Origin of the sequence: Sedimentibacter sp. zth1, assembly GCF_017352195.1 — a bacterium.
In the GTDB taxonomy this organism is placed as follows: Bacteria; Bacillota; Clostridia; order Tissierellales; family Sedimentibacteraceae; genus UBA1535.
In genome coordinates this window covers 172,856-191,609 of the sequence record NZ_CP071445.1, presented here as the reverse complement: position 1 = coordinate 191,609, position 18,754 = coordinate 172,856, and the positions used below count along the sequence as shown (strand labels likewise).

General features: G+C 31.2%; 17 protein-coding genes. 4 read left to right on the top strand and 13 right to left on the bottom strand.

From position 1 onward, the window contains the following. The first annotated feature begins 75 nt into the window (after window positions 1–75). Window positions 76–1,095 carry an IS30 family transposase gene (locus JYG23_RS00980; protein ID WP_242631604.1) on the top strand — a complete coding sequence of 340 codons (1,020 nt, stop codon included), beginning with the start codon at window positions 76–78 and terminating at the stop codon, window positions 1,093–1,095. 748 nt (window positions 1,096–1,843) lie between these two features. Here JYG23_RS00980 and JYG23_RS00975 read toward each other — a convergent pair. After that, window positions 1,844–3,019 carry an amidohydrolase gene (locus JYG23_RS00975; protein WP_207236600.1) on the bottom strand — a complete coding sequence of 392 codons (1,176 nt, stop codon included), beginning with the start codon at window positions 3,017–3,019 and terminating at the stop codon, window positions 1,844–1,846. A gap of 179 nt (window positions 3,020–3,198) precedes the next feature. Here JYG23_RS00975 and JYG23_RS00970 point away from each other — a divergent pair, with 179 nt between their 5' ends. Together JYG23_RS00970 and ychF are read left to right on the top strand one after the other, a co-directional pair. Beyond that, window positions 3,199–3,567, top strand: a complete 369-nt coding sequence (locus JYG23_RS00970; RefSeq protein ID WP_207236599.1) for a metal-dependent transcriptional regulator — start codon at window positions 3,199–3,201, stop codon at window positions 3,565–3,567. A gap of 101 nt (window positions 3,568–3,668) precedes the next feature. After that, complete coding sequence (ychF, locus tag JYG23_RS00965) at window positions 3,669–4,760, top strand: redox-regulated ATPase YchF (RefSeq protein WP_207236598.1); 1,092 nt, start codon at window positions 3,669–3,671, stop codon at window positions 4,758–4,760. 99 nt (window positions 4,761–4,859) lie between these two features. Here the strand turns inward: ychF and JYG23_RS00960 are convergent, their stop codons facing one another. Next, window positions 4,860–5,906, bottom strand: coding sequence for a YeiH family protein (locus tag JYG23_RS00960; RefSeq protein ID WP_242631603.1), 1,047 nt, complete (start codon window positions 5,904–5,906; stop codon window positions 4,860–4,862). Between the two features lie 151 nt (window positions 5,907–6,057). Between JYG23_RS00960 and JYG23_RS00955 the strand changes: the two genes are divergently transcribed. Continuing rightward, window positions 6,058–6,855, top strand: coding sequence for a LysR family transcriptional regulator (locus JYG23_RS00955; RefSeq protein ID WP_242631602.1), 798 nt, complete (start codon window positions 6,058–6,060; stop codon window positions 6,853–6,855). A 129-nt stretch (window positions 6,856–6,984) separates the two neighbouring features. Here the strand turns inward: JYG23_RS00955 and JYG23_RS00950 are convergent, their stop codons facing one another. The 11 genes from JYG23_RS00950 to zupT all read right to left on the bottom strand — a co-directional run bounded on the left by JYG23_RS00950 (window position 6,985) and on the right by zupT (window position 18,737). Beyond that, window positions 6,985–7,728: a peptidylprolyl isomerase gene (locus tag JYG23_RS00950; RefSeq protein WP_207236596.1), complete on the bottom strand. Its 744-nt coding sequence runs from the start codon at window positions 7,726–7,728 to the stop codon at window positions 6,985–6,987. Window positions 7,729–7,820: 92 nt separating this feature from the next. Beyond that, window positions 7,821–8,291 (bottom strand): HAD family hydrolase, encoded by a 471-nt coding sequence (locus tag JYG23_RS00945; RefSeq protein ID WP_207236595.1) that lies wholly within the window; start codon window positions 8,289–8,291, stop codon window positions 7,821–7,823. 28 nt (window positions 8,292–8,319) lie between these two features. Continuing rightward, on the bottom strand, window positions 8,320–9,393 hold the full coding sequence (gene orr / locus JYG23_RS00940) for an ornithine racemase Orr (RefSeq protein ID WP_207236594.1): 1,074 nt from the start codon (window positions 9,391–9,393) through the stop codon (window positions 8,320–8,322). An 89-nt stretch (window positions 9,394–9,482) separates the two neighbouring features. Further along, the gene (locus tag JYG23_RS00935; protein ID WP_207236593.1) at window positions 9,483–10,835 is read right to left on the bottom strand and encodes a GlmL-related ornithine degradation protein; all 1,353 of its coding nucleotides are present in this window, start codon (window positions 10,833–10,835) and stop codon (window positions 9,483–9,485) included. Continuing rightward, window positions 10,835–13,030, bottom strand: a complete 2,196-nt coding sequence (gene oraE, locus JYG23_RS00930) for a D-ornithine 4,5-aminomutase subunit OraE (RefSeq protein WP_207236592.1) — start codon at window positions 13,028–13,030, stop codon at window positions 10,835–10,837. Before oraE ends, JYG23_RS00935 begins: the two co-directional genes overlap by 1 nt. Before the next feature lie 18 nt (window positions 13,031–13,048). After that, complete coding sequence (locus JYG23_RS00925; RefSeq protein WP_207236591.1) at window positions 13,049–13,399, bottom strand: ornithine aminomutase subunit alpha; 351 nt, start codon at window positions 13,397–13,399, stop codon at window positions 13,049–13,051. Window positions 13,400–13,469: 70 nt separating this feature from the next. Then, a complete protein-coding gene (gene ortB / locus JYG23_RS00920) occupies window positions 13,470–14,882 on the bottom strand; it encodes a 2-amino-4-oxopentanoate thiolase subunit OrtB (protein WP_371818614.1) in 1,413 nt (470 codons plus the stop codon). Then, window positions 14,872–15,177: a 2-amino-4-oxopentanoate thiolase subunit OrtA gene (ortA, locus tag JYG23_RS00915; RefSeq protein WP_207236590.1), complete on the bottom strand. Its 306-nt coding sequence runs from the start codon at window positions 15,175–15,177 to the stop codon at window positions 14,872–14,874. Before ortA ends, ortB begins: the two co-directional genes overlap by 11 nt. Window positions 15,178–15,233: 56 nt before the next feature. Next, a complete protein-coding gene (gene ord, locus JYG23_RS00910; RefSeq protein ID WP_207236589.1) occupies window positions 15,234–16,292 on the bottom strand; it encodes a 2,4-diaminopentanoate dehydrogenase in 1,059 nt (352 codons plus the stop codon). A 228-nt stretch (window positions 16,293–16,520) separates the two neighbouring features. Continuing rightward, on the bottom strand, window positions 16,521–17,912 hold the full coding sequence (locus JYG23_RS00905; RefSeq protein WP_207236588.1) for a sigma-54-dependent Fis family transcriptional regulator: 1,392 nt from the start codon (window positions 17,910–17,912) through the stop codon (window positions 16,521–16,523). A gap of 33 nt (window positions 17,913–17,945) precedes the next feature. After that, the gene (zupT, locus tag JYG23_RS00900; RefSeq protein ID WP_207236587.1) at window positions 17,946–18,737 is read right to left on the bottom strand and encodes a zinc transporter ZupT; all 792 of its coding nucleotides are present in this window, start codon (window positions 18,735–18,737) and stop codon (window positions 17,946–17,948) included. Window positions 18,738–18,754: the final 17 nt, after the last annotated feature.

The following is an 18,754-nucleotide window of genomic DNA, read 5'->3' as shown; positions in this document are numbered from 1 at the left end:
AACATTAAACATTTATGTAGCAAAGCTAATTGTAATGATTTATGTAAAAACTGTAGTAAATATATTAATTGTAGGATGATTTGTAAAGATTACAAACCAAAGACATGTGGAAAGCTTAATAAAGCTCCTTATGTCTGCAACAACTGCAAAAGCTTAGGTAGCTGCACATATGAAAGATGGATTTATGTAGCTAAATATTCTGATGACTGCTATCATGAGTTGCTTAGTTCTTCAAGGGAAGGTATTAATCAAATGCCTGAAGATATACAAAAGCTTGATACCTTAATATCTCCTTTAATTAAGAAGGGACAGTCTCTTTCGCATATTTACGCTAATCATAAAACAGATATATGCTGTTCAAGAAGAACATTATATAAATATATTGATAGGCAGCTATTTTCTGCTAAAAATATTGATCTTCCAAGGAAAGTTAAATACAAACCACGAAAATCAGGTACAAATTCAAGAAATATTAGCAGAAACTACAGAATTGGTAGAACGTATGATGATTTCAATAAATTTTTAGAAAATAGTCCTGAGATTTCTGTTGTTGAAATGGATACTGTAGAAGGTCAAAAAGGTGGCAAGGTACTTCTTACCTTACTCTTTAGGAAATCAACATTTATGCTTGCCTTTTTAATGGATAATAAAACGCAGCAGTGCGTTAATAATGTGTTTAGTATGTTAGTTCAAAGACTTGGAGTCAAGGTCTTCAAAAGGCTTTTTCCTGTGATATTAACTGATAACGGAAGTGAGTTTCAAGATCCAAAATCTATAGAATACGGACAGAATAAAGATAAACTAACTAATGTATTTTATTGTGATTCCAACTGTTCATGGCAAAAAGGAATGATAGAAAAAAATCATGAGTATATTCGTTTTATTGTACCAAAAGGTAGATCATTTGACATGTATAATAAGAATGATATTACTCTAATGATTAATAATATCAATAGTACAGCAAGGGACAGTCTAAATGGAAGCACTCCATTTCAACTGTCCCAAATGCTACTTGATAATTCCTTACATAAAAAATTATCACTTCAGGAAATTGCTCCTGATAATGTAGTCTTAAAGCCTACATTACTAAAATAAAATACATAGCACAGGCTAAATAACCATGCATAAAAAACATTACAGCAGGTGGAATTTAGTCGTGCACTAAATTATCCAGGTGCTTGTTTGCTATGCAAAAAAGTATATTGTTACCATGTGTTATCTATGATTATACGCTTGTCTTTATCATTTGTGAAGTGAAAAAGCGGAATTTAGTTGTGCAAAATACACATTCCTGCAAAGGCGGAATTTACTTTTTCATTCAACGTCTTCCTTTTTTATGACATCATAGGATAGCTTGCAAACAAATACTTTCAAAGGCTGACTGTAGCAAGACCTCACAGACTAGCTGTAAAATACCCTCAAAGACTAGCTACAACATTATTAAATTGACAAACGCAAGACTAGCTTTATAGCTAAAAAGAATAATTTCACTGTCGAAGCATTGTGGAGCATAGAAAGAATTGTACAAAGTGGAGTAAGCGTTCTAAGTCAATTTAGCCTAGCTGTAAAAACTTATCCTACGCATTTGACTTTTGCGAACGAAACTGCAGTTACAATTCTCTATGCGTAACATAGCTGAGAAAAGAAAATTATTCTTCATTTATTAAGGGCATCGTAGTATAACTTGCAAATAAATGCTCACAAAGGCGGACTATAGCAAGACCTCACTGACTAGCTGTAACAATAACTACAAAAACTAGCTATAACACTATTAATTCAACCACACAAGACTAGCTATATAAAAAAAAGCAACATTTTTAAATTGTTGCTTTTTTATGTATATTTAATTTTCTACTACTACTTTTCCATTTAATACTACTGTTTCAGCTTTTGACATATAGTGGAATGGATCGCCTGACCATATTACTATATCAGCATCCTTGCCTACCTCTATACTTCCTACTCTGTCATCAATGCCTGTTACTTTTGCAGCATTGATTGTTAATGCTTTCAATGCTTCTATCCATGGTAAACCATTTTTTACAAACAAACCAGCTTGAGTTGTTGTGTTTTCAAGTGGAACAACAGGATGGTCTGTCATAATGCCAAACATAATTCCGTTTTCATACATTACTCTGCCAGCTTCAAATGACTTATCTTTTAATTCTATTTTAGTTTTTGTACCAAATGTAGGTCCAATTATTACTTTTTGATTTCTTTCTTTCAATACCTCTGGAATTTTCCAACCAGATGTACAATGGTCTATAGTCGCATTTAGTTTAAATTCTTCAATAATTCTCAAAGCAGTAGTAATGTCATCCTCTTGATGAGCATGTATTTTTACTATCATACCATCAAATACTCTTGATAATGACTCCCACTTCATGCTAAATTCCGGTTTTTTAGCATCTTCTTTTCCTGATGCAACCTGTTTTTCATATTCTTTTTTCTTTTCATAGTATTCTTTAGCTTTAAATAATGCTTCTCTCATAGAAGCTGCATTGCCCATACGTGTTGAAGGAGCTTTATTCTGACTACCAAATACTCTTTTAGGATTTTCTCCTAGAGCCATTTTCATTGCTACTTCTTCTTTTAAAACCATATCAAATATTGTTTTACCATACGTTTTCAATGCACAGAATGTTCCACCAATAATTTCTCCACTTCCAGGGCCTGTAACAACTGTAGTTACACCACTATTTAGAGCATGTTCAAATGACGGATCATGAGGTTTAACAGAATCAATACCTCTAACCTCTGGAACTATCGGGCTTGTCATTTCATTTCCATCACTTCCTGCATCACCTACTATATCTTGAAATAGTCCTACGTGACAATGAGGATCAACCAAACCCGGTGTTACTAATTTCCCTTTTGCATCAATAACTTTAGCATTTTCATACTTACTTACATCAATGTTTCCTATTTCCTTAATTTTGCTGTCTTCAATTAAAATGTCTTTATTTTCGTGACAAATATCAGACATATTTATCAAGTCAGCATTTTTAATAATTAACATATTAATTACCTCCTAAGTCTGTTTATATAAAATTATAACTATATTATAAAAAAATGTCAATTAAATGCTCTTTTAATAATTGAATTATTTGTATTTTATGCTATACTAATATCAATAGACTAAACTTTTTAATAATATTCAGTAGATAAAATAAAGTATTAATACCAAAGGAGGTAATTATGAATATATACGAATCTTCAGAAGATTATCTAGAAACAATTCTTGTATTAAGTAAAAAGCTTGGGCAAGTTCGCTCGATTGATATAGTTAATGAATCTGGATACTCTAAACCAAGCGTCAGTATTGCTATGAAAAAATTAAGAGAAAACGAGTGCATAACTGTTGATAGTGATGGATTTATAAAACTAACAAGTAAAGGAATGGAAATAGCAAGCAATATTTATGATAAGCATACCTATATAACTAAATTTTTAGTTTTACTTGGTGTTAATGAACAAATTGCAAAAGAAGATGCATGTAAAATTGAACATGATATAAGCGAAGAAAGCTTTAAATGTATAAAAAATTATTATAACAATAACAAATAGTTTTAATAGAAAATCAAGTCTTTTGCATAACTTGATTTTTTTATGTTAATGATATATAATATTTTAGGTAATTAATGAACTAAATTGAGAGGAAAATATAGATGAAATTAGGTATAGTAGGATTGCCAAACGTTGGCAAAAGCACATTGTTTAATGCAATAACATCTGCTGGAGCAGAATCTGCAAACTATCCATTTTGTACAATAGAGCCAAACATCGGTGTAGTAAGTGTACCAGATAAAAGATTAGACTTTTTAGCAGAAATGAGTAAGTCGAAAAAGAATACGCCTACCGCTATTGAATTTTTTGATATTGCAGGCTTAGTAAAAGGTGCAAGTAAAGGCGAAGGCTTAGGAAATAAATTTTTATCACATATAAGAGAGGTTGAGGCAGTTGTTCACGTTGTTAGATGTTTCGATGATGAAAATGTCGTTCACGTTGAGGGAACTGTTGACCCACTAAGAGATATACAAATTATTGAACTTGAACTTATATTAGCAGATTTAGAAGTATTATCAAAGAGAGTTGAAAGATTAACAAAAGTAGCTAAAAATGATAAGTCTTTAGTTAGAGAACTTAATCTAGCACAAAGAGTATTAGAATCATTAGAAAAAGAACAACCTGCAAGATCATTAGAATACACAGATGATGAAGTTAAACTTCTAAGAACATTTAACTTAATTACTGCAAAGCCAGTACTCTATGCAGCAAATGTTTCTGAAGATTTTATAACTAACCCTGAAGAATGTCCTTATGTTAAGGTAGTTGAAGATTATGCTGCAAGTTGTAATTCTGATGTAATTGTAGTATGTGGTCAAATAGAAGCCGAAGTTAGTGAACTTGAAAGAGAAGAAAAACTTGAATTTTTAAAAGAATTAGGACTTAAAGAATCAGGACTTGATAAACTAATAAGAGCTAGCTATCATTTATTAGGACTTATAAGCTTTTTAACTACAGGACCTGATGAAACAAGAGCTTGGACAATAAAAAAAGGAACAAAAGCTCCACAAGCTGCTGGTAAAATACACAGTGATATTGAAAGAGGTTTTATTAGAGCTGAGGTAACTTCATTTGAAGCTTTACAAGAATATAAATCACAAGTTATAGTTAAAGAAAAAGGTTTGACAAAACTTGAAGGCAAAGATTATGTTATGCAAGATGGCGATGTAGTCCTTTTCAGATTTAATGTGTAACAACTAGCTATACAGTATTTAAACTAATATATGTAATTTACGCCTTGCTAAACAACTAGCAAGGCGATTTTTTTGATGATACAATTTATCTGTTTAAAGTTATACAATACCCATAAAATACTCTACAGTAATCGCAACAATTACAACTAAAGCGGATATAATAAATCCATGAAACATTGGTGCTACTCCTGATTTTCGCATTTCTTTAAAACTTGTATTTAAACCAATAGCTGCAAGCGCTGCAATCATTAGAAACTTACTAAGTTCTTTTGCCGTACTTGAAATCACAGTAGGAATAACCCCAAAACTATTGACAATTGCCAATACTATAAATCCTAAAATAAACCATGGAAACACAGATACAAAATTTACTTTTACATCAGTATTTTTATTACTACCTGAAGCAAGTGCTTCTTTTTTCTTCAATCGAGCATTGATAATTGAAAAAATTAAAACTACAGGAATAATTGCTAGTGTACGAGTTAACTTTACCATAGTTGCAAAATCTCCTGCCGCTTCGCTAAACGCATAACCAGCAGCTACAACACTAGATGTATCGTTAACGGCTGTTCCAGCCCAAAGACCATAGGCCATATCAGAAAGTCCTAACCATTTACCCATAATAGGAAATAGAACTATCATTACCATATCAAACAAAAAAGTGGCTGACATGGCATAAGCTATATCCTTATCCTCTGCTTCAATAACAGGTGCAATAGCAGCAATTGCAGAACCACCACAAATACCTGTGCCCGCAGAAATCAAATTTGATAATTTCCAGTTTAGCCCAAATAAACGACCAATCACATACCCACCACCAAAACAAGTTAAAAGAGTGAAACACATAACCATCATAGACATTTTTCCTATCGTTAAAACTGTGCCAATGCTTAATGATGCACCAAGCAAAACAATGGCAAATTTTAATATTTTTTTCGATGTGAATTTCAAACCCGGTTTAATAACTTGATTTGGTTGTCTAAAACTATTGATAATCATACCAATGAAAAGTGCAATTACAGATGCACCAATAAGATGAATTGGCAATAAGTCCTCTATGTACTTTGCTATTAGTGCTATTAACAACGAAATAATAATTCCTGGTATTAATTTTACAATTTTACTGAACATGCTTTCTTTAATCATTATAATTCCTCCATTTATATTGTGTACATTGATTTTATCATGGCTTTGTGATAAAATCTAATAATCAATAGTTATTTATTGATAAGTATAATTTATCGGAGGAAATATGTTAGATTACAGAATTTATACATTCCTACAACTGTGCGACACAATGAATTACCGTAAAGCAGCAGAATTTCTGCATATGACACAACCAGCAGTAACACAACACATTCATTTTTTAGAGAATGAATATAAATGTAAGTTGTTTAATTATAACGGCAAAAAGCTACAAAAAACAAAAGCAGCATATAAACTTGAATCTTATGCACGTTCTGCTAAATATAGCGAAAATATATTAAAAAAAGAGATTATTAGCAAACCACTAACTGAATTGCGTGTAGGTGCAACAAAAACCATTGGTGAATATGTAATCACTGAACAAGTTAAACGTTTCTTTCAAAATGATAGCTATACATTGTCTTTAATTGTAGATAATACCGAGAATTTATTATATTTACTTGAACATAACAAACTTGATTTTGCACTTATAGAGGGGTTCTTTGATAAACAGAAATATAATTATATTTTATATCGCAATGAACCTTTTGTTGGTATTTGCAGTAAAACGCATCCTTTCGCACATAAAAACATCCCCTTTGAAGAATTGTTTAAAGAAACAATAATTGTCCGAGAGGAGGGTTCAGGAACAAGAGCAATTTTTGAGCAAATTCTTTTTGAGCACAATTTTACTTTAGATTGTTTCAAAAAGCAAATCTGCATCAGCAATTTTCAATTAATTAAAGAACTTGTGCTTAGTGAAAAAAGTATTTCGTTTGTGTATGAAGCTGTCGCAAACAGTGACAATGAGCTGTCATTTTTTACAATTGGTGATAACAACATTACTCGTGAATTTAACTATGTATATCTTAAAAATACAAATGCAGAAAAATACATCACATTATTTTGAAATAAAAGCGATGTAATCATATAGAAAAAACTTCTATAAAACAGAGAAAACACAGGATACCAAAATATCCTGTGCCACTCTGCAAGAAAGCATAAACTTTCTTACTATTCCCCACATAATATGAGAAATTTATAATTTATATTCTACTGTATATTTTTCTTTTAAAGCATTTTGTTTTTCTGTATATACTTTGTTTTGTTTTTCATATTTTAATTTATTTTCAATTTCTGTTTTAGCTTCGTCAAATGATAGTTCTTTTTGTTCTTCTTTTTCATCTAATTTAATAATATGGAAGCCAAATTGAGTTTTTACAGGTTCACTTACTTCTCCAACTTTCATAGCAAATACTGCACTTTCAAATTCAGGAACCATTTGACCTTTTCCAAATTGACCTAAACTACCACCAGCTTCTTTAGAAGGACAGCTTGAATATTTTTTAGCTGCATCTGCAAATGTTAAACCTTCATTTATTTCTTTTAATATATCATTAGCCTCTTCAACTGTTTTAACTAATATATGACTTGCTTTAACCATTTCTCCATTTACAAATGTAGATTTATTTTTTTCATAATATTCTTTTGCTTCATCTTCAGTAATTTTAATATCTGACATTATTTTACCAACTAGATATTGTGCTAATAATGATTTTTTCAATTGTTCAAGAGCTACTTGATAACCTTCTTCTTGATCTAAGTTGCTTTCTTTAGCATCAGAATATAACATTTCTTCTAATACTAATTGATCAACTAATTGCTTATATCCTTTTTCCCCTTGATATTGTGCTGCATTTGGTCCAAGATTTTGATATAATAAAGCTACATCTGACTGCTTAATCTCTCTACCATTAACTACTGCTAATACTTTATTTTCCATATTTGTCTCCTTAAACATATTTTATCCTTATAAGTATATCAAATAATATGCAAATTGCAAAGCTATTTTTATATTATTAGTATTTTTAGTTTCTAATCTCTTAATATTGCCACTAATCTATTTGGTTTTAAAAATAAATCTATGGCATTTTCTATACTGTTAACCACTACATCACATTTGGCTAATAATGGCGCATAAATACCCTCTTCTGATAAAATACCTATTGATAACTTAGTATTTTCAAGCATTTCTTCATCATTATATCCATTGCCCAAAGAAACAGTATGTTCGTAACCTAATTTTTTAACAAATTCTCTTTTAGCAATTCTTGTTTCACCCTTTGTTAAAAGCATTACGTCTAATCCAAACATATCACATTGTTTTTTCGCATTACCATAGGTATCTGCTGTAGCAACATAAATATTGACCATTTGAGATAATTCAATAAGTTTCTCTCTAATTTTTTTAGGAATTTGTCCATCTACTGCTATTGTACCGTTAAAATCAAATACTATATTCTCAATAGTTAATGTTTCTCGACCAAATATTTGAACTTTAATCATATTTCCTCCAAGATTTATTTGTATATTGTTAATCTATATATTGTTTATCAATGTACTTACTCGTGAAAGCTCTTAGTGTACCCATATAACCTAATTTAAAGCTAATAATATCACCAAGCTTATATTGAGTTTTAGACTTGGATACATCCAATATCATATGGTCTGAGCTTGCACCTAAAACGTCTATATCACAATCAAGTGGAACAATACTTTCTATATCTATGTCTTGCTTTCCAATTGCAAGTATCGCTCTTTTAATTATTCCTCTATCTTCATAATGTGGCTTTTTACCAAATGCGTCAACACCTATTTCACCAACTGGAATAGAAGGTTTTTCTTTTAGCTCAATAATTTCCGCTTGAAGAATTAACGTATCATCATGCATATTTTCAATTTTATTTGAATAAGCTGTTTCGTTTGCTAAAAAGAAAGCCTCTCCAATTCTTAAATTACTTATACCTCTAGGCAATAATTTCTTGTCAATTAAATACAAGGAACTTGAATTTCCACCTGAAATCATTTTAAATTTCATATTGAATTTATCTTCGATTTCTTGAGCAATACCAACTAAAACATTTAAATTATCAACTTGTGGAATTACCGCACCATAACAAGAAAGGTTTACCCCTAAGCCATATAATTCAATGCTTTCAAGTTTTATTATTTCTTCTACAGTTCTAAATATTTCTTTTTTATCTGTATAATATAAGCCTTCTCTCAAATCTCCTAAATCTATCATCAAGATAATCTTGTGAGTTTTGTTTTGTTTTTTAGCTTCGATATTCAAACATTTTATTATCTCAAGCTCTGAATTTAAACTGATATCAGAATATTTTACAACTCTTTCAACATCACTTATCATTGGAAGCCTAAGCAAAACTTTTTGCTTATTGCTATATTGATAGCTCTCTAAATTTTCTATTCTTGAATCAGCAAAAAATTCTACCTTTTCGTTTTTATCTACAATTCTTGCTATCTTTTCATCTGCACATACAACCTTTGTAACTATCATAATTGAACAACCGGCATTTGTGACCTTATCTGTTATAATTTCAAGATTATGCTCGATTTTATTTAAGTCAATCAATAATCTTGGATACATATTTTCCCTCCTTCAAAACTTAATTCCTTAAACATTTTACAAAAACACAACACAGAACTTATAAATAAAGAAGTCCTGTGTTAAAATTATTAAATTTGTAAGCTTTGCTTCATTAAATTCAAAGCATCTATTGGATATTTTTTTGATAATACACCAAGTGATGCAAATATATAATCGTTGTCTATCAAAATTTTGGCATTGTTTGTAGGACTAAGTGATAGCTTATTGCTGACTTCAGTAATTTTTTTTAAAATTTGTTCTCTATGTGGCAGTCTAGTCAATGCTCCACCAGTACCAATAATATATTTTATACTAGTTAAATCCTTTCCTTCAGCAACAGTTTTTTTACCTGAAGTACTATACAAATTTCTTAATTTCCCAGCATGTCTGTCTAAAGAAGTTAAAACTGCTTCTTCTGTAAGTCTTTCAACAAATTCTCTTTCTCTATCACTATCTGGAATAGGCTTATAGTTTTCTATTATTTTATCAATATCTGGAAAATCAATTTTTAAATTGTTAATTCCTATTTTATCTATAACATGGTTTGCATTTACATAAACGCCTAAATCACCTTCAACAGTTCTTTTAGCAACAGGTTCAGGACTTATAAGTATTCTGTTTATCTCATCAGAACCAATTGTTACTGAGTGAACATCTGTAGTAGCTCCGCCAACATCAAATATAACCAAGTCTCCTAAATCTTCTTTTAAAAGTTTTGCAGATTCCATTACCGCTCCAGGTGTTGGAATAATAGGTCCTTTTACTAAGTCTCTAACTTTTGTCATCCCTGGTGCATGTATAATATGTTCCTCAAATGCTTCTTGGATTACCTTTCTTGTAGGCTCTACAACAAGTGTATCAATTTTCGGATAAACATTTTCTACTATATATAGTTTCACATCTGCTTCTTCACACATGAGTTTTATTTCTTCTTGATTTTCAATATTTCCAGCATAAATAATTGGTGTTTTTAAACCCATAGATAAAATCATTTCTATATTATTGATCGCAGTTTCCCTTTCACCATAATCAACTCCACCAGCAACTAAAATTATGTTAGGATTTATCTCTTGTATCTTTTTTAAATCCAATTTCCTTAGTCTACCTGATGTAACCATTTTGATTATACCTCCAGCACCTAAAGCAGCTTCTTTTGCAGCTCTAACCGTCATATCGTAAACTAAACCATGTACAGTCATTTTCAATCCACCAGCAGCACTACTCGTAGCTAACATGTCATCCCATGTTAATTCTTTGATGTCGAGATTTCTTGTTAAATCTTGTATAGCACCATTTAAACCAACAGTTACATCACCTTCAACAACTGAAGTAGGTGCTTGACCTTGCCCAATAAATTTTGGACAAGGTGTACCTATACCATCAAATGCATTTACTACTGTAGTGGTACTTCCAATTTCAGCTACCAATACGTTAATATGCATTAATTATTCATTTCCCTTCTTTTTTTAACTAAATAACTTGCTACATCAATACCATGTGAACCTCTACCAAATCCAGCATCCATACCAGCTTCTATTGCAATTTCATTTGTAACTTGAGTTCCACCACAAATTAAAATTACCTTATCTCTAATACCTTTTTCAATACACAAATCATTAATTTTCTTCATGTTTTTGATATGAACGTCATCATGCGTAATTATTGTACTTGCAAGTATTGCATCTGCATTAGTTTCAATAGCAGCATCAACAAGTTTTTCAACAGGACATGATGTTCCAAGGTATGAATATTTGATACCAAATCCTTCAATTCCGCCATGTTTAATATCAAGAGTTTCTTTAAGTCCAACTGAATGTTCATCTTCACCTACTGTTGCAGCTACAACAAACATAGATTTTTTATCTATATCCTCTCTTATATCTGCTGATGACATAACTGGTATTTTTTCTGGTATAATTAAATCATTAACATCAATATCAAATTTAACTTTACCTTTTATTTCTACTATTGTACCTTCACATGGATGTAGCCCTTGTTTGTGAACAACTGTAACATCCTCAAGTCCCATTTTTTCACCACATTTGATTGCTGCAAATTCAGCAGTTCTTTCATCTAGTGGAAGGAATAATGTTGTACAAACTATACCATCAGCCCTCCATTCAACCTCAGGCTTAACAATATTAGTATTATAGTATTTTTCAGCTTCCTCTAACCTTACATTTACATTATCTGTTTCATCTAACTCATCTATATATATGATTTTTGAATGGTCTTCAAAAGTATCTCCACCTATAGCCTCACTAGCATTTGAAAACTCTTTAGGAATATTGTTGTACCCAAAATGAACAGATACAGGAGCAAAATAATCTTCATCTCTTTCATAAACATATCCTACACCAATACCACCGTTAATTTCTCTTGTAATACCGTCACCATTTCTTTCTGGATAATATCCACTATCAACAAAGAAACCTTGTTCAACAGCATTGAAATATCCACCAACTTCAAGAATCTCTTCCATAAATAGAACTGCTCTTTCTTTTAGCTCTCTAACATCTTTTCCAAGAACGCCATCTCTATCTATTTTAACCATTTCTCTGAATCCATCCAAGCCATTAAGTGCTTGCTTAGCAGTACTTAATGCCGCTATATTATTATAATGCCATGGAACGTTTCTACCTTCATCAGGAGTAATAGTTGATTGAATATCAGCACTTGTAAGTCTTGAAATAACAAGATTAAGTGTATGAGTAACTGTAGCTTCTCTCATATCAGATTCCATATATTTTGTGTTTTGTTGTGCTCTCATTTTATAATCTTTAAACAAATCTCTTAGTGCAACTGCATACGGTAAATCCAGTCTCATACAAGGTGCTGGTGGAGCAGTTGGTGGAACTGTTGAAAGTGCGATATTAGATGGTTTCATACCAACTTTTCTTGAAAACATACTGTTTATAGCATGTTGTACCATAAGTTCTGGTCTTACCTTCCAAGCCTTCATAGCTGTAGCATTAGCATTGTGTGCACCATCTATTTGAAGCATATCGGCCCATACCATAACTTTTTTAGCTTCGCAAGCATCAACAAAACTTCTAATCATATTTATGTTTCTATAAAGTATATTATATTGAGGATCTTGGTGAGCACCATTAACTCCCTCTTCAGCAAACATAACTGCTATATCTGGACCTGCAACACCAGAAATATATGAGTGGAAATTAATAGGGCGACCTACTTCATCCTCTATCATATCAATAGCCTTCCTACTTGCTCTAACTTGTTTTCTAGTAACCATGATACCACCAATACCTTGATTAGTACCTTCAAGTAATGAATCAATATGAGATTGGCCTGCAGTTCTAATAACCATTATATGGTCAGCACCATGCCAAGCAGCCATTCTCATACGCCTTATATCATCTTCAAATCTACCAGATGCTATTTCTGTTGTTATAACGCAATCCGGTTGAGGGTCTATATAGTTAAATCCTCTACTACCAGGAAGAGGAATATAATTTTTCAACCCCTCTGATATTTCATGATATTCAAAATCACCTACTACTCTTGGTTCAAATTGACCTTCTCTCCAATGCCAGCCTCTTCTTCTTGGTTCATATTTATCTAAATCTTTTAATAATTCCTTAATATCTATCTTCTCGTTAGGATTAAGCTTCATAATTTACCTCCCTTTAATTTAAAATAACAAATCTACTTCGTCCCAGTATTTTCCTTGTGAAAGTGCAAGTCCTGCTTCTCTAACTGATATACCTAATTTTTTAGATAATCTCCAAACTATATTTCCAGCTCCTTTTCCCATCAAACCTTTATTCATAACCCCTTCAACTATTGGTTTAACTTCAAGGCTTGAGAAACCCATTCTCAAAAGTACACTTCTCTCAACGGCAGGAGTAGTATTTTTCTTTCCTAATTCTATAAGTGGATCAATTACTTGTTCAGCTAAATCCCAAAATTTCTTTTCTAATTCTTCATCTGTTAAATTAGCTATATGTTGCCTTCTTTGTTCAAAATCATCTTCTCTTTTCATATTTCCTCCATATTTAAAAAACAAGAGTGAGCGTACCCACTCTTATCATCATTTCATAAAATTATTAGTATTATAACATCATTAAAATATTTTTAACATAGTCAGTATCTTTATTTATTTCTACTGCCAAAAATTCAATGTCAGTATCACTAATCTCTGTTGGTTTTATATTATAAGCAGCTAAAGCATTTTTAATATGAGAAACTCTAAGCTTATCTATATCAATATCAACTGCTTTTATAAGTGATGGATGAGAAGGAAATATAATATTTTTACCTGGAACCTCATCACGAGGATTTCCAAAAAATATTTCTATACCATTTTCTCTTGCAAATGATAACTGTGGTTGAAGATGTTTGCCTGCTCCTGTATATTCTGTTTCTTGAACTACTATCATTTGGTCTTGATCCATTTCTTGAGACAAATAGAATGCAGCTGCAAGTGCAGTATTGCCTGCTGGACCTTTTTCAAGTCCTTCTAAGCTTGCTAATGTTTCTGTAATATAAAATACCTCACCTTGATTGATAGTAACATATCTATCCATATATCTTAATGGTCTTGCTGCTGAACGTGGTACATCTGATCTATCAGGCCATGTCGCAAAAGGAATACCAAATCCAGTATGACCGGTTGTAAATGATTTTTTATTGAACTGACTATCAGAAGCCATATGTAACCCTTTTAGATTAACGCTGGCACCTACTACCTTAGATGTTGAGCCTGCCTTTTTAAGTCCTCTTGCTGTTCCAGTTAAATTTCCACCGCCTGCATTCGTACATACTACTACATCTGGATCTTTTCCATATTTTTCTCTAAATTGCATTGATATTTCATATCCCAATGTTTCAACTCCAGCAATACCAAATGGTGTATACAACGAAGCATTGAAATAGCCTGTTTCTTCTAACAATAACAAGAATGTATAGAACAATTCTGGTCCTACTGTTAATTGAATAACTTCAGCTCCTAAAGCTTCGCACTTTCTTGCTTTTTCTATAATTTCCGGTTGACCAACACCTTTAGAATCATAGCATTCTTGAACAATAATACATTTTAATCCTTGCATTGCAGCTTGTTGGGCAACAGCTGCGCCATAGTTTCCACTTGTTGCAGCTATAACACCTTTATATCCCAATCTTTTTGCATGATATATAGCTGTTGCAGCACGTCTAGCCTTAAAGCTTCCAGAAGGATTTGCAGCCTCATCTTTTATAAATATTCTAGCTCCTTTTCCTTCATTCGATACCTTTCGTGCAAGCTTAGTCAAATTTTTAAGTTCAATAATTGGAGTGTTACCAACACTAGAGCTTTGTTGAATTTTTTGCATTTCTTCAAGACTATAACCTGTTTCTCTCATCATACTTTCATAATCAAATGCTATTGTACCGCTTTCAAAATCATTATAATCAATACCTACAGCTTTTTTCATTATTTCTGATTTTCTATTCATAACTGATTCATAACTTAAATCTTTATTCAACATTCTCACCTCCAAAGACAATCTCTCTAACTTGGTCACCTATTTTAAGTAATTCAGGAACAAATTTACCAAAATTGTGTTTGTAATAAGGATTAACTTCCAACAATTTACCTTTTACTACTCTTTTTGTTCTAGTTAAAACAGTTACGTTATCACCAATTTCCGCATCATCTAATAAATAACCTTTTACCCATAATTCTAAAGGAACTTTTTTAGTGTCTTCTGGTACTTGAGGTGCTCTTTCTTCGCTGGTCAATACAATATTATGTATTAAGACCCATTCTCCTTTTTTAACCATAATAAGTCACTTCCTATTCTATTAAATTATTATTAATTTATTTTTGTCCTAATTATTTATTTAACTATTTTACAATCTTCAAAAATTAATTCTTTCATATCTCCCATGATTGCTCTAGGAACAGGCAATGTTAACATTGTTTGAACACCTGGTCTTGAATTGATAATTTGAGGTATCATGTTAACAACCATTGCTATAGTTCCAATACCACCTTCTACCTCTGGTGAATTAACCATATTGATACTTGGAGTACCTTTTATAATAACATAGTCACCAGTATTAACTCCAACTTGTTCAGGCTCTATTTGTTGTGGATGGTCCATCTCAATTAGTTTTTCTCCATTTACATAACCACAACCCTTCATAGCAACACCTGCAACATCTCCCGCTTTTGCAAATCCATAAGGTGCTTTTCTATCTACTTGTGTTACAATAGGTTCCATATCTTGTTCTATTTTATCAACCTTCCAACCTATAGCATCTGCTATCATATTGATTGACTCGTGGAATCCAACGTGTCCTGCAAGTTTACCATTTGATTTCAATTCATTAAATTCTTCAACGCTAAGTCCAATGCCTTGTTCTTCCATAACAGCAGGTCCAAATGGAGATAAACTATTAACTCTTCTAGACAATACGTGTTCAACATTTTGCATACAACCTGTCATAATTACTACCAATAAATCCATTATAAGACCTGGATTAATACCAGTCCCCAATACAGAAACACCATTTGCCTTAGCTATTTCGTCCATTTGTTTAGTAATCTCCGGTTCTTGAGCTTTTGGGTAAGCCATTTGTTCTGCTGTTGTAATAACATTGATTTTTTTCTCAAGAACAAATTTAATTTTATCAAAAGCTTTTGCAGTAAAAGAGTCAGTGCATAATAATACAACATCAGCTGATTTTTCAGTTATAACTTCATCTCTTGTTCCTACGATAACTTCTTCCCTGTCTCCTCTATCAACTCCAACTATTTCATATATACTTTTTCCTAACTTTTGACCTATATCTATACCACCTACTATATCAACACCTTTTTTTGTTAATAACATTCTTGCCATTCCTGTGCCCATAGCACCCAGTCCCCAAATAATTACTTTTACATTTTTCATAATATTCCTCCTTATAGTTTTCCATTTACTTTTATAATTATATTACAAGCAATTTTTGTGCCATTTTTGTGAAAACGTTTCTTTTATTCGTTTTTATTGTATTTTTTCCATTAATTTCAACAATATTTTTTTTATTATTTTTAAAATTTATTAATTACATTATAATTTTTTTGACAATTTTCAAAAAAAATGCAAATAAGTTTGCATACAACTGCAAATTTATTTGCACTATTTATCTAAAATACTGTATTTTTTTAATTTGTGCTGTAATGTTTGTCTTTTAATTTTTAAATGTTCTGCAGTTTTACTTATATTATTTTTATATATTCTCATCGTATTGATTATTATTTCTTTTTCTATATCCTCTAAATATTGTGTAACTCCAATATCATAAAAATCATGTTTATTACTAGTCTTATTATTAACATCATCTATCAAAATATGCTTATCACTAATAACATTTTCATCATCAATCATTGACATAGCACCCATTATGATATTTTCAAGTTCTCTTACATTGCCTGGATATTCATATTTCATTAGCTTTTCTTTTGCATTTTCTGATAACATCCAAATATTTTTATTATACCTACTATTATACTTATCAATAAATCTATCAGCAAGCAGCAAAATATCTTCTTTTCTTTCTCTAAGAGGTGGAACATTAATAGGAATAATATTAATTCTATAATATAAATCTTTTCTTAATTTTCCTTGTTTTATTAAAGAATCAGCTTTTTCATTAACTGTAGCTATAATTCTTACATCGATTGGAATATCCCTTGTTCCTCCAACACGTCTAATATAATTTTCCTGCAATACTCTTAAAAGTTTTGCTTGAAGCTCATATGGCATTGAATTAATCTCGTCAAGCAATAATGTTCCTCCATTAGCTTGTTCAAAAAGTCCAACCCTATCAATAGCACCAGTAAAACCTCCCTTTGAAGTTCCAAATAAAATGCCCTCTAGCAAGCTTTCGGGCAATGCAGCACAATTCTGTGCTAAAAATGGTTTGTTTTGCCTAATTCCATCAAAGTGAATACTTTGTGCTATAAGCTCCTTACCTGTACCCGTTTCACCATAAATAAAAACTGAAGCACTACTTTTAGAGGCTTTTTTGGCAATATCAATAATTTGCTTAAAATTGCTACTTTTCCCAATTAAATTTCTAAATCTATATTTTCTAATTTTTGAATTTTTAACTTCACTTGGTTGTACTATTTCTTTCCTAAGATCTAAAATTGTATTTGACATTTCTTTAATTTCTGTGATGTTCTTAGAAACCTCAATTGCTGCAATAACATCATCTCCACTAAATATCGGAATAGTTGTATTGATTGTCGTAATTTCCTTACCATCCTTATTTGAATATGTTTGAATTTTTTTTATGGTACTTTTATTATGATGTAATGCCTTAAGTAGTGTGCTATCATTTTCATCTAAATTCTTAAAAACTTGTGTAAATGGTTTATTTAATACATCCTTTACGTCCATTTTCTCTAAATTAGCCATAAATTCATTATATATAATACTATTACAATTTTTATCAATTACATGAACACCATCATCTACAAGGTGCAAAATATTTTGCATGATTGATACGTAATCCTTACTTTTCATAACATCACCACCTGATAACTAATTATACCAAAGCTAGGCAAACATTACAAGACTAGTTAACATTATAGCAATACCTAAAATCAGTCCATACAGTACAGTTTTATCACTTTTGTCATATTTATATGCCAAAGGCAATAAGTTTCTAAAAGATATATATATCATAATACCCGAAACTAAACCAAAGACAATACCAAATAGTTTTTGGCTCATAAATTTTTCCAATATTGCATATGCACATACTGCTCCAAATGGCTCAGATAAGCCTGAAACAAAAGAAAACACTACAGCTTTTCTTTTACTACCCGTAGCATAATAAATCGGAGAAGCAACCGTTATTCCCTCTGGTATATTGTGCATTGCAATTGCAAATGTTATTGGTATCGCAAGCTTAGGACTATCCATAGCTGACATAAATGTTGCTACCCCTTCTGGAAAATTATGAAGGATAATTGCTATTGTTGAAATAATTCCTGCTCTATATAGTTTTAAACTATTTATGTCTTTTGTGTTTTTTAAAAGGCTAAAATTATTTTCTGGTATAATTTTATCAATTATTGCACAAAAAAGCATTCCAAGAAAAAAAATGAGCATTGCAAACTGTAATCCTATTTTAGGACCATAGTGAGATTTGAAATTGTTAACCGATTCAGGAAATATTTGTACAAATGATACACAAATCATAACACCAGCAGCTAAAGACAGAAAAAAAGCAAGATTTTTATAGTTTTCTTTATCAAAAGCTAAAATCAATAGACCGCCTATACCTGTTGACAATCCTGCAATAGCCGTAAGAGCAAAGGCAATACAAAAACTTGTAAATTCCATAATAAACTCCAAATTAT

Excerpts from the sequence above, each read along its gene's own strand:
- JYG23_RS00950 (WP_207236596.1), bottom strand. The coding sequence starts at position 7,728 with ATGGAAAATAAAGTATTAGCAGTAGTTAATGGTAGAGAGATTAAGCAG.
- ychF (WP_207236598.1), top strand. The coding sequence starts at position 3,669 with ATGAAATTAGGTATAGTAGGATTGCCAAACGTTGGCAAAAGCACATTG.
- JYG23_RS00980 (WP_242631604.1), top strand. The coding sequence starts at position 76 with ATGATTTGTAAAGATTACAAACCAAAGACATGTGGAAAGCTTAATAAA.
- JYG23_RS00970 (WP_207236599.1), top strand. The coding sequence starts at position 3,199 with ATGAATATATACGAATCTTCAGAAGATTATCTAGAAACAATTCTTGTA.
- orr (WP_207236594.1), bottom strand. The coding sequence starts at position 9,393 with ATGTATCCAAGATTATTGATTGACTTAAATAAAATCGAGCATAATCTT.
- JYG23_RS00935 (WP_207236593.1), bottom strand. The coding sequence starts at position 10,835 with ATGCATATTAACGTATTGGTAGCTGAAATTGGAAGTACCACTACAGTA.
- JYG23_RS00905 (WP_207236588.1), bottom strand. The coding sequence starts at position 17,912 with ATGAAAAGTAAGGATTACGTATCAATCATGCAAAATATTTTGCACCTT.
- ortB (WP_371818614.1), bottom strand. The coding sequence starts at position 14,882 with ATGTTGAATAAAGATTTAAGTTATGAATCAGTTATGAATAGAAAATCA.
- zupT (WP_207236587.1), bottom strand. The coding sequence starts at position 18,737 with ATGGAATTTACAAGTTTTTGTATTGCCTTTGCTCTTACGGCTATTGCA.
- ortA (WP_207236590.1), bottom strand. The coding sequence starts at position 15,177 with ATGGTTAAAAAAGGAGAATGGGTCTTAATACATAATATTGTATTGACC.
- JYG23_RS00975 (WP_207236600.1), bottom strand. The coding sequence starts at position 3,019 with ATGTTAATTATTAAAAATGCTGACTTGATAAATATGTCTGATATTTGT.
- JYG23_RS00955 (WP_242631602.1), top strand. The coding sequence starts at position 6,058 with ATGAATTACCGTAAAGCAGCAGAATTTCTGCATATGACACAACCAGCA.
- JYG23_RS00945 (WP_207236595.1), bottom strand. The coding sequence starts at position 8,291 with ATGATTAAAGTTCAAATATTTGGTCGAGAAACATTAACTATTGAGAAT.
- ord (WP_207236589.1), bottom strand. The coding sequence starts at position 16,292 with ATGAAAAATGTAAAAGTAATTATTTGGGGACTGGGTGCTATGGGCACA.
- JYG23_RS00960 (WP_242631603.1), bottom strand. The coding sequence starts at position 5,906 with ATGATTAAAGAAAGCATGTTCAGTAAAATTGTAAAATTAATACCAGGA.
- JYG23_RS00925 (WP_207236591.1), bottom strand. The coding sequence starts at position 13,399 with ATGAAAAGAGAAGATGATTTTGAACAAAGAAGGCAACATATAGCTAAT.
- oraE (WP_207236592.1), bottom strand. The coding sequence starts at position 13,030 with ATGAAGCTTAATCCTAACGAGAAGATAGATATTAAGGAATTATTAAAA.